Raw genomic sequence first — 12693 nt, 5'->3', positions numbered from 1 at the left:
CGGGGCCGCCGCGCAAACGATGAATAGAGGGGGGCTTTGCCGCGTTATTCGCCCGATTGCCGGTTGCGTGCGGCGCCTACCATCGCTGTCATGGAAAAAAGCCTCTCGGGTCGCCATCCGGCGCGAGGGGCGTGCAGCGCTTCATACGGAGAGACGCACACATGCTGGACAAACTCGATGCGGAATTCGCGTTCGGCCGACAGGCGCTCGACGTGCGCGCCTATCGGCAGGAACTGCTGTCGTCGAACATCGCGAACGCCGACACGCCCGGCTACCAGGCCCGCGACGTCGATTTCGCGTCGACGCTCGCGCGCTCGCTCAAGCAGACGAACGGCGGCCTCGCGCCGAGCAACACCGCGCAACTGCCGATGACGCAGCCAGCCGGCGTGACGAGCGGCATGTCGATGGTGTCGACGGCGGCGGGCCACATGGCCGGCACGGCGAAGCTGATCCCGACGGGCGGCCCGGCGGACGACTACGGCCGCGCGCAGTACCGGATGCCGCTGCAGCCGTCGCTCGACGGCAACACGGTCGATCTCGACGTCGAACGCGTGCAGTTCGCGAACAACGCGCTGCACTACGAAACCGGGATGACCGTGATGACCCAGCAGATCAAGGCCATGATCGCCGCGATCTCGACGAACTCGTAAGCGCGCCGCTTCCGAACCCGCGCACAAGCACAAGGAGCCTCCATGCCTTCGTTGATGAACATCTTCGGCGTCGCCGGTTCGGCGCTGTCCGCGCAATCGCAGCGCCTGAACGTCACCGCGTCGAACCTCGCGAACGCCGACAGCGCCACCGGCCCCGACGGCAAGCCGTACAAGGCCAAGCAGGTCGTGTTCGCGACCGACCCGATGGGCGGCGCGCGCACCGCGTCGGGCCAGGGCGTGGGCGGCGTGCGCGTGACGAAGGTGATGGACGACCCGTCGCCGATGAAGTCGACCTACGACCCGGCGAACCCGGCCGCCGACGCGAACGGCTACGTGCAGATGCCGAACGTCGACCCGGTGCAGGAGATGGTGAACATGATCTCGGCGTCGCGCTCGTACCAGGCCAACGTCGAGACGCTGAACACCGCGAAGACGCTGATGCTCAAGACGCTGACGATCGGCTCGTGAGCCGCGCGCCGACCGACCCCAATCCGACAGTTCCGACAGAAGGCCACCCAGGATGACATCCTCCAGCACGACGATCGGCGGCAACGGCACGAACGTGTCGACCCTGCCGACCGACACGATGAACACCAACAAAGTGTCGTCGACCAACGGCACGTCGGCGAGCGACCTGCAGGCGACGTTCCTGAAGCTGCTCGTCACGCAGTTGCAGAACCAGGATCCGACGAGCCCGGTCGACAGCTCGCAGATGACGTCGCAGCTCGCGCAGATCAACACGGTGAGCGGCATCGCGCAGCTGAACACGTCGCTCACGTCGCTGTCGACGCAGCTCACGGCCGGCCAGCAGACGCAGGCCGCGCTGCTGATCGGCTCGAACGTGCTCGCGCCGGGCAACGCGGTCGCGGTGAAGGGCGGCGCGGCGTCGCCGTTCGGCGTGTCGCTGGCGAGCTCGGTGTCGAACCTGACGATCACCGTGAAGAACTCGGCGGGCGCCGTCGTGAACACGATCAACGCGGGCGCGCAGTCGGCCGGCACCGTGCCGTTCAACTGGACGCCGACCGACGCGGCGGGCAATGCGCTGCCGGACGGCAAGTACACGATCAGCGCGTCGTATACCAACAGCGCCGGCACGCCGCAGGCGGCCACGACGCTCGCGGCCGCGCAGGTGCAGAGCGTGATCAAGCAGGCAGACGGCACGGCGGGGCTCGTGCTGTCGAACGGCACGACGGTGGGGCTCACCCAGGTCGCGTCGATTTTTCCGAACACGTCGTCGTCCGGCGGCACTACGTCCAACTGATTCAGCTTTCCCGAAACGGAGACCGAAATGGGTTATCAACAGGGTCTGAGCGGCCTCGCCGGCGCATCGAACGCGCTCGACGTGATCGGCAACAACATCGCGAACGCGAACACGGTCGGCTTCAAGTCGAGCACCGCGCAGTTTGCCGACATGTACGCGAACTCGGTCGCGACGTCGGTCAACACACAGATCGGCATCGGCACGTCGCTCGCATCGGTACAGCAGCAGTTCGGCCAGGGCACGATCAATACGACGAACTCGTCGCTCGACGTCGCGATCAACGGCAACGGCTTCTTCCAGATGTCGAACAACGGCGTGACGACGTACTCGCGCGACGGCACGTTCCAGCGCGACAAGAACGGCTATATCGTCGATTCGCAAGGCCGCAACCTGATGGGTTACGCGGCCGGCTCGGGCGGCGTGATCAACACCGCGCAGACCGTGCCGATGCAGGCGCCGACGTCCAACATCGCGCCGACCGCGACGACCAAGATCACCGGCCAGTTCAACCTGAACTCGCAGGACACGGTGCCGGCCAAGACGCCGTTCAGCGCGACCGACACCACGACCTACAACTACTCGACGTCGATCCAGGTGTATGACACGCTCGGCGGTTCGCAGGCGGTCAACATGTACTTCGTGAAGTCGGCGGCCGGCACGTGGGAAGCGTACGCGGGTGTCCAGGGCGGCGCCACGACCGATCTCGGCACGGTCACGTTCAATTCGTCGGGCGCGATCCAGAGCACGACGACGGGCACGCCGGCGGCGCCGACCACGTCGCTCGGCCAGTTCCAGTTCACGGTGCCGAACACCGACGGCTCGGTGACGCCGCAGAGCCTCACGCTCGACCTGACCGGCACGACGCAGTACGGCGGCAAGGACGGCGTGAACAACCTCGCGCAGGACGGCTACGCGAGCGGCACGCTGACGACCTTTTCGATCGGCGCCGACGGCAAGCTGACCGGCAACTACTCGAACGGCCAGACCTCCGTGCTCGGCCTGATCGCGCTCGCGAACTTCAACAACCCGAACGGGCTGGTCAACCTCGGCGGCAACCAGTATGCGGAGTCCTCCGCGTCGGGCGTGCCGCAGGTGTCCGCGCCGGGCAGCACGAACCACGGCACGCTGCAGGGCAGCGCGCTCGAGAACTCGAACGTCGACCTCACGTCGCAGCTCGTCAACCTGATCACCGCGCAGCGCAACTACCAGGCGAACGCGCAGACGATCAAGACGCAGCAGACCGTCGACCAGACGCTCATCAACCTGTAAGCGCGGATAACCGGCAGCCATGGACCGACTGATCTACACGGCGATGACGGGCGCGTCGCAGTCGCTCGACCAGCAGGCGATCGTCGCGAACAACCTCGCGAACGCATTCAGGCCGCTTCGGGTTGCGACGCGCAAAGCGCCGGGTCGAGGTCGAGCGCGGCCAGCGTCTGCGCGTCGATGTCGATCCAGCATGCCACCACCATGCGCCCGTCGATCGACACCGGTGCGCCGGCCCGGTGGGCATGCACGCCGATCCGGCGGAACAGCCGCTCGATGCTGCAGAACGTGACCCCGATCAACTGGCGCGCGCCGCGCCGTGCCGCGCACTCCACGGCGGCGGCGAGCATCGGCCGCACCGACCAGGCCAGGCTGCCGGCATCGGCCCCTTCCTCGGGGGTCGCCGCGAAGCGCGACAGCTCCCAGACGTGGGCGGAGCGCGGCGCCGGATGCTCGTCGGCCAGCAGGTGCGGGAACACTTCCTGCAACAGGTAGGGGCGGGTGGTCGGCAGCAGCCGCGCGCAACCGCATATCTCCCCATTCGCATCGCGTCCCAATACGTAGACGGTATCGTCGCGATCGTACTGATCGCGCTCGAATTTTTCGTCTTCGGACGGCAGCTGCCAGCCGAGCTGCTCGACGAACACGCGATAACGGTACGAACCCAGCTCGGCGGCGATATGGGCGGGAAGGCGGCCTGCCTCGTGAACGAAAGTTTGCATCGACGACGGGCTTTCGCGCGCAGCTCGCGACGTATCGCGCGGTGCCGATGAATTTCGGCGACGGCAGCAACATCGACCCGACGACGACGCGTACCTACGTGCTCGCGTCGACGCCCGGCGCAGATTACGCGCCGGGTCCGATCACGCGCACCGGCAATCCGCTCGACGTCGCCGTGCAGGGCGCCGGCTGGTTGTCGGTGCAGACGGCCGACGGCAGCGAGGCGTACACGCGCGCCGGCAACCTGCACGTCGACGAGAACGGCCAGCTCGTCAACGCGAGCAACCTGCCGGTGATCGGCAACGGCGGCCCGATCTCGGTGCCGCCGAACGCGGAAGTGACGATCGGCAAGGACGGCACCGTTTCCGCGCTGATGCCGGGCGACCCGCCGACGGCGGTCGCGATCGTCGACCAGATGAAGCTCGTCAACCCCGATCCGGCCACGCTCACGCGCGGCAACGACGGATTGTTCCGCACCGCCGACGGCAATCCGGCCGACGCCGCCCCGAACGTGGTCGTCACGCCGAATTCGCTCGAAGGCAGCAACGTCAACCCGGTGACCGCGATGGTCGCGATGATCGACAACGCGCGCGCGTTCCAGCTTCAGTCGAAGCTGATCCAGACGGCCGACCAGAACGAGCAGACGGCGAACCAGCTGCTCAACTTCAGCTGAGCGCCCGCGCCAGCCCACGCAGGAGACCTTACAAGTGAACCGTTCGCTCTACATCGCCGCCACCGGCATGAATGCGCAGCAGGCGCAGATGGACGTGATTTCGAACAACCTCGCGAACACCAGCACGAACGGCTTCAAGGCGTCGCGCGCGGTGTTCGAGGATCTGCTTTACCAGACGATCCGCCAGCCCGGCGCGAACTCGACGCAGCAGACCGAGCTGCCGTCGGGCCTGCAGCTCGGTACCGGCGTGCAGCAGGTCGCGACCGAGCGCCTGTACACGCAGGGCGGCCTCACGCAGACCGGCAACTCGAAGGACGTCGCGATCAACGGCGCGGGCTTCTTCCAGGTGCTGATGCCGGACGGCACGAACGCGTACACGCGCGACGGCTCGTTCCAGACCAACGCGCAGGGCCAGCTCGTCACGTCGAGCGGCTACCAGATCCTGCCGGCGATCACCGTGCCGCAGAACGCGCAGTCGCTGACGATCGGCAAGGACGGCGTCGTGTCGGTCACGCAGCCGGGCTCGGGCAACGCGGTGCAGATCGGCTCGCTGCAGATCGCGACCTTCATCAACCCGACCGGCCTCGAGGCGAAGGGCGAGAACCTGTTCGCGGAAACGACGTCGTCGGGCGCGCCCAACGTGTCGCAGCCGGGGCTGAACGGCGCGGGCGTGCTCAACCAGGGTTATGTCGAAGCGTCGAACGTGAACGTCGTGCAGGAACTCGTCAACATGATCCAGACGCAGCGTGCCTACGAGATCAACAGCAAGGCCGTGACGACGTCCGACCAGATGCTGCAGACCGTCACGCAGATGAAGACCTAACCGGAACACCCCGTCGTCGCCATGAAGCAGGTTCGCCTCCTCCCGTCAGCCACCGTCCGCGCCGCGTGCGCGGTCGCGGTGGCGGCGCTCGCCGGTTGCGCGCAGATCCCGCGCGATCCGATCATCCAGCAGCCGATGACGGCGCAGCCGCCAGCGCCGATGTCGATGCAGGCGCCCGGCTCGATCTACAACCCCGGCTACGCGGGGCGGCCGCTGTTCGAGGATCAGCGGCCGCGCAACACCGGCGACATCCTGACGATCGTGATCGCGGAAAACATCAACGCGACGAAATCGTCCGGCGCGAACACGAACCGGCAGGGCAACACCGGCTTCGACGTGCCGACGGCCGGCTTCCTCGGCGGGCTGTTCGCGAAGGCGAACCTGTCGGCGGCCGGCAACAACAAGTTCGCGGCGACGGGCGGCGCGAGCGCGGCGAACACGTTCAACGGCACGATCACGGTGACCGTCACCAACGTGCTGCCGAACGGCAACCTCGTCGTCAGCGGCGAGAAGCAGATGCTGATCAACCAGGGCAACGAATTCGTGCGCTTCTCGGGCATCGTCAACCCGAACACGATCTCGGGCGCGAACTCGGTCTACTCGACGCAGGTCGCCGACGCGCGGATCGAATACTCGGCGAAGGGCTACATCAACGAAGCCGAGACGATGGGCTGGCTGCAGCGCTTCTTCCTCAACATCGCACCGTGGTGATGACGATGCGCAAGCCCCTGTTCAACCGCCTGTCGTCCCGCGCACGAGCGTTCGCGCGGCTCGCCGTCGCGTTCGCGGCCGCGGCCTGCGTGTTCGGCGCGGCGCCCGCGCACGCGGAACGCCTGAAGGATCTCGCGCAGATCCAGGGCGTGCGCGACAACCCGCTGATCGGTTATGGCCTCGTCGTCGGCCTCGACGGCACGGGCGACCAGACGATGCAGACGCCGTTCACGACGCAGACGCTCGCGAACATGCTCGCGAACCTCGGCATCTCGATCAACAACGGGTCGGCCAACGGCGGTTCGTCGTCGCTGAACAACATGCAGTTGAAGAACGTCGCGGCCGTGATGGTGACCGCCACGCTGCCGCCGTTCGCGCGGCCCGGCGAGGCGCTCGACGTGACCGTATCGTCGCTCGGCAACGCCAAGAGCCTGCGCGGCGGCACGCTGCTGCTCACGCCGCTGAAAGGCGCGGACGGGCAGGTGTACGCGCTCGCGCAGGGCAACATGGCGGTCGGCGGCGCGGGTGCCAGCGCGAACGGCAGCCGCGTGCAGGTGAACCAGCTCGCGGCCGGCCGGATCGTCGGCGGCGCGATCGTCGAGCGCTCGGTGCCGAACGCGATCGCGCAGATGAACGGCGTGCTGCAATTGCAGCTGAACGACATGGACTACGGCACCGCGCAGCGGATCGTGTCCGCGGTCAATTCGAGCTTCGGCCCGGGCACCGCGACGGCGCTCGACGGCCGCACGATCCAGCTCGCGGCGCCGGCCGACTCGGCGCAGCAGGTCGCGTTCATGGCGCGGCTGCAGAACCTCGACGTGAGTCCGGACAAGGCGGCCGCAAAGGTGATCCTGAACGCGCGCACCGGCTCGATCGTGATGAACCAGATGGTCACGCTGCAGAGCTGCGCGGTCGCGCACGGCAACCTGTCGGTCGTCGTCAACACGCAGCCGGTCGTGTCGCAGCCGGGGCCGTTCTCGAACGGGCAGACGGTGGTGGCGCAGCAGTCGCAGATCCAGCTCAAGCAGGACAACGGCGCGCTGAAGATGGTGACGGCCGGCGCGAACCTCGCCGACGTCGTGAAGGCGCTGAACACGCTCGGCGCGACGCCGGCGGACCTGATGTCGATCCTGCAGGCGATGAAGGCGGCTGGCGCGTTGCGCGCCGACCTGGAGGTCATCTAAATGGCAGCGAATCTTCCGAACGCGAACGACCTCACGCAGCGCTTCGCGCTCGACGTGCAGGGTTTCGACGCGCTGCGCGCGCAGGCGAAGCAGTCGCCGCAGGCCGGCGCGAAGGCCGTCGCGGGCCAGTTCGACGCGATGTTCACGCAGATGATGCTCAAGAGCATGCGCGACGCGTCGCCCGACGGCGGGCTGTTCGATTCGCATACGTCGAAGATGTACACGTCGATGCTCGACCAGCAGCTCGCGCAGCAGATGTCGACGCGCGGGATCGGCGTCGCCGACGCGCTGATGAAGCAGCTGCTGCGCAATGCGGGGCAGGGCGCGGGCAGCGACACGGCGGCCGACGTCGGTACGGGCGGCTTGGGCTCGGGCGGTCCCGGCACGGCCGGCAACGAAGGCAGCCTCGCCGCGATGAACGCGATGGCGCGCGCGTACGCGAACGCGGCCGGGAACAACGGCGGGCTCGCCGGCGCGCGCGGCTACTCGGCCGGCAGTGCGCTGACGCCGCCGCTGAAGGGCGCGAGCGGCGCGCCGGACGCCGACGCGTTCGTCGACCGGCTCGCGGCCCCCGCACAGGCGGCCAGCGCGTCGACCGGTATTCCGGCGCGCTTCATCGTCGGCCAGGCCGCGCTCGAATCGGGCTGGGGCAAGCGCGAGATCCGCGCGGCCGACGGCTCGACCAGCTACAACGTGTTCGGCATCAAGGCGAACAAGGGCTGGACGGGCCGCACGGTGTCGGCGCTGACGACCGAATACGTGAACGGCACGCCGCGCCGTGTGGTCGCGAAATTCCGCGCTTACGACTCGTACGAGCACGCGATGACCGATTACGCGAACCTGCTGAAGAACAATCCGCGCTATTCGGGCGTGCTGAGCGCGAGCCGCAGCGTCGAAGGCTTCGCGCACGGGATGCAGAAGGCCGGTTACGCGACCGACCCGAACTACGCGAAGAAGCTGATCTCGATCATGCAGCAGATCGGCTGACGGGCCAGGGCCTGCGCCCGCCGATAACAGGCTCCGGCCCACCGTCAGTTACCCTCTCAGGACCGCGCCCGGCATACCGCCGCGCGCGGTTTCAACGTTTGCGCGAAAAAAAACGGGAAATCGATCTAAACTTTCGGTCAGCACTGCCGCTAAGTGTGAGAGACCTGCGACCGGGACTTGTTCTGACCCGGTTTTATTGCGCACCGGTTGTCCGGGCGCCCATGACAAGAAAGACCGGCTAGCCATGAATATCGAAACGTCGACGGACCCCAGCCTGGACGCAGGCCACTCCGGGCCCGACTATGCCCGCCGCAATCCGCTGGAAATCGGCGTGCAGCTGCGCAACCTCGTGAACCGCGGCGATTTCCTGACCGTCCAGTATCCGGGCGGCCAGCTCGTCACCCGCCTGCTCGAGGTCGACGTCGGCGCGCGGACGTTCACGTTCGACTGGGGCGCGCTGTCCGAGCAGAACGCCGGCATCCTCGGTGCGTCGCACTGCACGTTCGCGGCCTCGCCGGAGGGCGTGCGCGTCGAATTCACCACGGGCACGCCGCGCGAGACGCGCTACGAGGGGCTGCCCGCGTTCGTCGCCGATTTCCCCGAAGTGCTGATGTGCATCCAGCGCCGCGAATATTTCCGGGTAGACGCGCCGATCGTCGATCCGTTCCTGTGCCGCGGCAAGCTGCCGGACGGCGAGGGCTTCCTGTTCGAGGTGCACAACCTGTCGCTCGGCGGCGTGGGGCTGCGCACGGCCGACGAACGCGTCGAGGTGCTCGAGGTCGGCACGCTGCTGCCCGACGTCGAGCTCGAGCTGACCGGCCACGGCAAGCTGTCGCTCGACCTGCAGCTCGTGTCGCAGCGCTCGACGCAGATGCCGAACGGGTCGCGGCGCTACCAGCTCGGCTTCCGCTACATGTCGCTGCCGGGCAGCGCCGAGAACACGCTGCAGCGGCTGATCACGCAGCTCGAGATGAAGCGCCGCTCGCTCGTGCGGGCCTGACGCACACGCGGCCGCCGGCCCGCACGGGCCGCCCGCGCACCGGCGTCGGCCCCGCCGGCCGGACGCTCCGACCAGCGCTGCGCACCCGCGCGTCGCGCGTGCATTTTTTCCTCAATTTTTTCGATCCGCGGCCGTTATACCGGGAGTTACGCAACCCGGCGGCCGCAGCGCGGCCGGCTCATCAGGATCGCGCATGTCCAACTCACTCATGAACCTCGGCGTCAGCGGCCTGAATGCCGCGCTCTGGGGCCTCACGACGACCGGCCAGAACATCAGCAACGCCGCGACGCCGGGCTATTCGGTCGAACGCCCCGTCTATGCCGAGGCGAGCGGCCAGTACACGAGCAGCGGCTACATGCCGCAGGGCGTGAACACCGTCACCGTGCAGCGGCAATACAGCCAGTACCTCAGCGACCAGCTGAACGGCGCGCAGACGCAGGGCGGCGCGCTGTCGACGTGGTATTCGCTCGTCACGCAGTTGAACAACTACGTCGGCAGCCCGACGGCCGGCATCTCGACCGCGGTCACGAACTATTTCACCGGGCTGCAGAACGTCGCGAACAACGCGTCCGACTCGTCGGTGCGGCAGACCGCGATGAGCAATGCGCAGACGCTCGCGAACCAGATCACGGCGGCCGGCCAGCAGTACGACGCGCTGCGCCAGAGCGTGAACACGCAGCTCACGAGCACCGTCACGCAGATCAACGCGTACACCGCGCAGATCGCGCAGCTGAACCAGCAGATCGCGTCCGCGAGCAGCCAGGGCCAGCCGCCGAACCAGCTGATGGACCAGCGCGACCTCGCGGTGTCGAACCTGTCGAACCTCGCGGGCGTGCAGGTCGTGCGCAACAGCGACGGCTACAGCGTGTTTCTCGCCGGCGGCACGCCGCTCGTCGTCGCGGACAAGAGCTACCAGCTCGCGACCGTCACGTCGCCGTCCGATCCGAGCGAGCTGACCGTCGTGTCGCAGGGGATCGCCGGCGCGACCCCGCAGGGGCCGAACCAGTTCCTGTCCGACGCGTCGCTGTCGGGCGGCACGCTCGGCGGCCTGCTCGCGTTCCGCAGCCAGACGCTCGACCCCGCGCAGGCGCAGCTCGGCGCGATCGCGACCAGCTTCGCCGCGCAGGTCAACGCGCAGAACGCGCTCGGCCTCGACCTGTCGGGCAATGTCGGCGGCAACCTGTTCACGACCGGCTCGCCGATCATCTACGCGAACCAGGGCAACACCGGCAACGCGGCGCTGTCCGTGTCGTTCGCGAACGCGTCGCAGCCGACCACGGGCGACTACACGCTGTCGTACGACGGCACGAACTACACGCTGACCGACCGCGCGAGCGGCACGGCGGTCGGCTCGTCGGCGTCGATGCCGGCGTCGATCGGCGGGCTGAACTTCTCGTTCGCGTCGGGCTCGATGAGCGCCGGCGACAAGTTCACCGTGCAGCCGACGCGCGGCGCGCTGAACGGCTTCGGCCTCGCGACGTCGAACGGCTCGGCGATCGCGGCGGCGGCGCCGTACGTGCCGTCGGCCACGACGACGAACACGGGCACCGGGACGATCGGCGGGTTGTCGGTCACGAGCGCGGCGGCCGCGGCCAATGCGCACAAGTACACGATCACGATGGGCGGGACGTCGGCCGCGCCGACCTATACGGTCACGGACAACACGGCCGTGCCGCCGACGACCACCGGTGCGCAGCCGTACCAGGCCGGCTCGCCGATCACGCTGACGGCGGGCGTCACGGTGACGGTGTCGGGCACGCCGGCGGTGGGCGACACGTTCACGGTCGCGCCGAACACGGGCGGCACGAACGACGGCAGCAACGCGCTCGCGCTGTCGAAGCTCGTCAACTCGAAATCGTTCGGCAACGGCTCGACCACGCTGACGGGCGCATACGCGAACTACGTGAACAGCATCGGCAACACGACGAGCCAGCTGAAGTCGTCGAGCGCCGCGCAGACCGCGCTGGTCGGCCAGATCACGCAGGCGCAGCAGTCGGTGTCGGGCGTGAACCAGAACGAGGAAGCGGCCAACCTGATGCAGTACCAGCAGCTCTACCAGGCGAACGCGAAGGTGATCCAGACGGCGTCGACGCTGTTCCAGACCGTGCTCGGCCTGTTCAACTGATTTCGGGGACCGAAGCGATGCGGATTTCCACCACCCAGTTCTACCAGCAGAACGTCGCTCAGATGAGCGACCAGCAGGCGCAGCTGTCGCAGCTGTACCAGCAGATCTCGAGCGGCGTGAGCCTCGCGACGCCGGCCGACAACCCGCTCGGCGCGGCGCAGGCCGTGCAGTTGTCGATGACGTCGGCGACGCTGTCGCAGTACGCGTCGAACCAGAACACCGCGCTGTCGTCGCTGCAGAAGGAAGACCAGACGCTGATCAGCGTCAACAACCTGCTGAACAGCATTCATACGGTCGTGATCCAGGCCGGCGACGGTTCGCTGTCCGACAGCGACCGCTCGGCGCTGTCGACGCAGCTGCAGGGCTATCGCGACCAGCTGCTGACGCTCGCGAACTCGACGGACGGTTCGGGCAACTACCTGTTCTCGGGCTTCCAGTCGACCACCGCGCCGTTCTCGAACGCGTCGGGCGGCGGCGTGACCTACAGCGGCGACATGGGTTCGCGGCAGGTGCAGATTGCCGACACGCGTTCGATCTCGCAGGGCGACAACGGCGCGAACGTGTTCCTGTCGGTGCCGATGCTCGGCAGCCAGCCGGTGCCGCTCGCCGGCGCGGGCAACACGGGTACGGGCACGATCGGCGCGGTGTCGATCACGAGCCCGTCGGCCGCGACCAACGCGCACCAGTTCACGATCGCATTCGCCGGCACGGCGGCCGCGCCGACCTATACGGTGACCGACAACTCGGTCGTGCCGCCGACCACCACCGCCGCGCAGCCGTATTCGGCCGGCGCGGGGATTGCGCTCGGCAGCGGCCTGTCGGTGCCCGTGTCGGGTACGCCCGCGCCCGGCGACACGTTCACGGTCACGCCCGCGCCGAAGGCCGGCACCGACGTGTTCGCGGCGCTCGACACGATGATCGCCGCGCTGAAGGTGCCGATCAGCAGCAACACGACTGTCGCGGCCGCGCTCGCGAACGCGATGACCACCGGCACGACGAAGCTGAACAACATGATGACGAACGTCCTCACCGTGCAGGCGTCGGTCGGCGGCCGCGAGCAGGAAATCAAGGCGATGCAGACCGTGAACCAGACCAACACGCTGCAGGTCACCAGCAACCTCGCTGACCTGACGAGCACCAACATGGTGTCGACGATCAGCCAGTTCCTGCAGATGCAGAACGCGCTGACGGGCTCGCAGAAGGCGTACGCGCAGCTTCAGAACCTGTCGCTGTTCCAGTACATCAATCCGTGATGCACGGTGCGCCGGCGGCGATGCGAGCACACGCTTGCAC

At 67.9% G+C, this 12693-nt stretch carries 12 protein-coding genes and 2 pseudogenes; 13 read left to right on the top strand and 1 reads right to left on the bottom strand.

Annotated elements, in window-relative coordinates; genetic code table 11:
* The first annotated feature begins 161 nt into the window (after positions 1–161).
* From flgB to ACNQQL_RS30265, 5 genes and pseudogenes are all read left to right on the top strand, one after another.
* Entirely contained in the window at positions 162–650 is a 489-nt protein-coding gene (gene flgB, locus ACNQQL_RS30285) for a flagellar basal body rod protein FlgB (RefSeq protein ID WP_347067820.1), read from the top strand.
* A gap of 42 nt (positions 651–692) precedes the next feature.
* The gene (gene flgC / locus ACNQQL_RS30280) at positions 693–1118 is read left to right on the top strand and encodes a flagellar basal body rod protein FlgC (protein WP_006485701.1); all 426 of its coding nucleotides are present in this window, start codon (positions 693–695) and stop codon (positions 1116–1118) included.
* Positions 1119–1170: 52 nt separating this feature from the next.
* Positions 1171–1911, top strand: coding sequence for a flagellar hook assembly protein FlgD (gene flgD, locus ACNQQL_RS30275; RefSeq protein WP_072437541.1), 741 nt, complete (start codon positions 1171–1173; stop codon positions 1909–1911).
* Between the two features lie 27 nt (positions 1912–1938).
* The gene (flgE, locus tag ACNQQL_RS30270) at positions 1939–3180 is read left to right on the top strand and encodes a flagellar hook protein FlgE (RefSeq protein ID WP_347067818.1); all 1242 of its coding nucleotides are present in this window, start codon (positions 1939–1941) and stop codon (positions 3178–3180) included.
* Between the two features lie 19 nt (positions 3181–3199).
* A pseudogene (locus ACNQQL_RS30265) lies at positions 3200–3286 on the top strand (flagellar basal body protein); the annotation flags it as partial.
* Position 3287: 1 nt separating this feature from the next.
* On the opposite strand, the gene ACNQQL_RS30260 reads toward ACNQQL_RS30265, so the two are convergent.
* Positions 3288–3899 carry an acyl-homoserine-lactone synthase gene (locus tag ACNQQL_RS30260; RefSeq protein ID WP_015877501.1) on the bottom strand — a complete coding sequence of 204 codons (612 nt, stop codon included), beginning with the start codon at positions 3897–3899 and terminating at the stop codon, positions 3288–3290.
* On the opposite strand from ACNQQL_RS30260, the pseudogene ACNQQL_RS30255 reads away from it, so the two are divergent.
* From ACNQQL_RS30255 to flgL, 8 genes and pseudogenes are all read left to right on the top strand, one after another.
* Positions 3896–4570 (top strand): annotated as a pseudogene (locus ACNQQL_RS30255) (flagellar basal body rod protein FlgF); the annotation flags it as partial. The gene ACNQQL_RS30260 and the pseudogene ACNQQL_RS30255 overlap by 4 nt on opposite strands.
* A gap of 34 nt (positions 4571–4604) precedes the next feature.
* Positions 4605–5393 (top strand): flagellar basal-body rod protein FlgG, encoded by a 789-nt coding sequence (gene flgG / locus ACNQQL_RS30250; protein ID WP_072437538.1) that lies wholly within the window; start codon positions 4605–4607, stop codon positions 5391–5393.
* 21 nt (positions 5394–5414) lie between these two features.
* Positions 5415–6104, top strand: a complete 690-nt coding sequence (gene flgH, locus ACNQQL_RS30245; protein WP_072437537.1) for a flagellar basal body L-ring protein FlgH — start codon at positions 5415–5417, stop codon at positions 6102–6104.
* 5 nt (positions 6105–6109) lie between these two features.
* Positions 6110–7288, top strand: coding sequence for a flagellar basal body P-ring protein FlgI (locus ACNQQL_RS30240; protein WP_072437669.1), 1179 nt, complete (start codon positions 6110–6112; stop codon positions 7286–7288).
* On the top strand, positions 7289–8275 hold the full coding sequence (flgJ, locus tag ACNQQL_RS30235; protein WP_347067814.1) for a flagellar assembly peptidoglycan hydrolase FlgJ: 987 nt from the start codon (positions 7289–7291) through the stop codon (positions 8273–8275). It begins immediately after the preceding gene.
* Positions 8276–8519: 244 nt separating this feature from the next.
* Positions 8520–9275 (top strand): flagellar brake protein, encoded by a 756-nt coding sequence (locus ACNQQL_RS30230; protein ID WP_072437535.1) that lies wholly within the window; start codon positions 8520–8522, stop codon positions 9273–9275.
* Between the two features lie 193 nt (positions 9276–9468).
* Complete coding sequence (flgK, locus tag ACNQQL_RS30225) at positions 9469–11400, top strand: flagellar hook-associated protein FlgK (RefSeq protein WP_347067812.1); 1932 nt, start codon at positions 9469–9471, stop codon at positions 11398–11400.
* Between the two features lie 17 nt (positions 11401–11417).
* Positions 11418–12653: a flagellar hook-associated protein FlgL gene (gene flgL, locus ACNQQL_RS30220; protein ID WP_204424898.1), complete on the top strand. Its 1236-nt coding sequence runs from the start codon at positions 11418–11420 to the stop codon at positions 12651–12653.
* The last annotated feature ends 40 nt before the right edge of the window (positions 12654–12693 follow it).

Origin of the sequence: Burkholderia sp. LFS061 (assembly GCF_047978125.1) — a bacterium.
GTDB classification, from domain to species: domain Bacteria; phylum Pseudomonadota; class Gammaproteobacteria; order Burkholderiales; family Burkholderiaceae; genus Burkholderia; species Burkholderia pyrrocinia_C.
This window is presented reverse-complemented; position numbering and strand designations above follow the sequence as displayed.

Bases quoted from the DNA above. Each gene is read 5' to 3' on its own strand.
- flgB (WP_347067820.1), top strand. From the start codon at position 162: ATGCTGGACAAACTCGATGCGGAATTCGCGTTCGGCCGACAGGCGCTC.
- flgC (WP_006485701.1), top strand. From the start codon at position 693: ATGCCTTCGTTGATGAACATCTTCGGCGTCGCCGGTTCGGCGCTGTCC.
- flgD (WP_072437541.1), top strand. From the start codon at position 1,171: ATGACATCCTCCAGCACGACGATCGGCGGCAACGGCACGAACGTGTCG.
- flgE (WP_347067818.1), top strand. From the start codon at position 1,939: ATGGGTTATCAACAGGGTCTGAGCGGCCTCGCCGGCGCATCGAACGCG.
- ACNQQL_RS30260 (WP_015877501.1), bottom strand. From the start codon at position 3,899: ATGCAAACTTTCGTTCACGAGGCAGGCCGCCTTCCCGCCCATATCGCC.
- flgH (WP_072437537.1), top strand. From the start codon at position 5,415: ATGAAGCAGGTTCGCCTCCTCCCGTCAGCCACCGTCCGCGCCGCGTGC.
- ACNQQL_RS30240 (WP_072437669.1), top strand. From the start codon at position 6,110: ATGCGCAAGCCCCTGTTCAACCGCCTGTCGTCCCGCGCACGAGCGTTC.
- flgJ (WP_347067814.1), top strand. From the start codon at position 7,289: ATGGCAGCGAATCTTCCGAACGCGAACGACCTCACGCAGCGCTTCGCG.
- ACNQQL_RS30230 (WP_072437535.1), top strand. From the start codon at position 8,520: ATGAATATCGAAACGTCGACGGACCCCAGCCTGGACGCAGGCCACTCC.
- flgK (WP_347067812.1), top strand. From the start codon at position 9,469: ATGTCCAACTCACTCATGAACCTCGGCGTCAGCGGCCTGAATGCCGCG.
- flgL (WP_204424898.1), top strand. From the start codon at position 11,418: ATGCGGATTTCCACCACCCAGTTCTACCAGCAGAACGTCGCTCAGATG.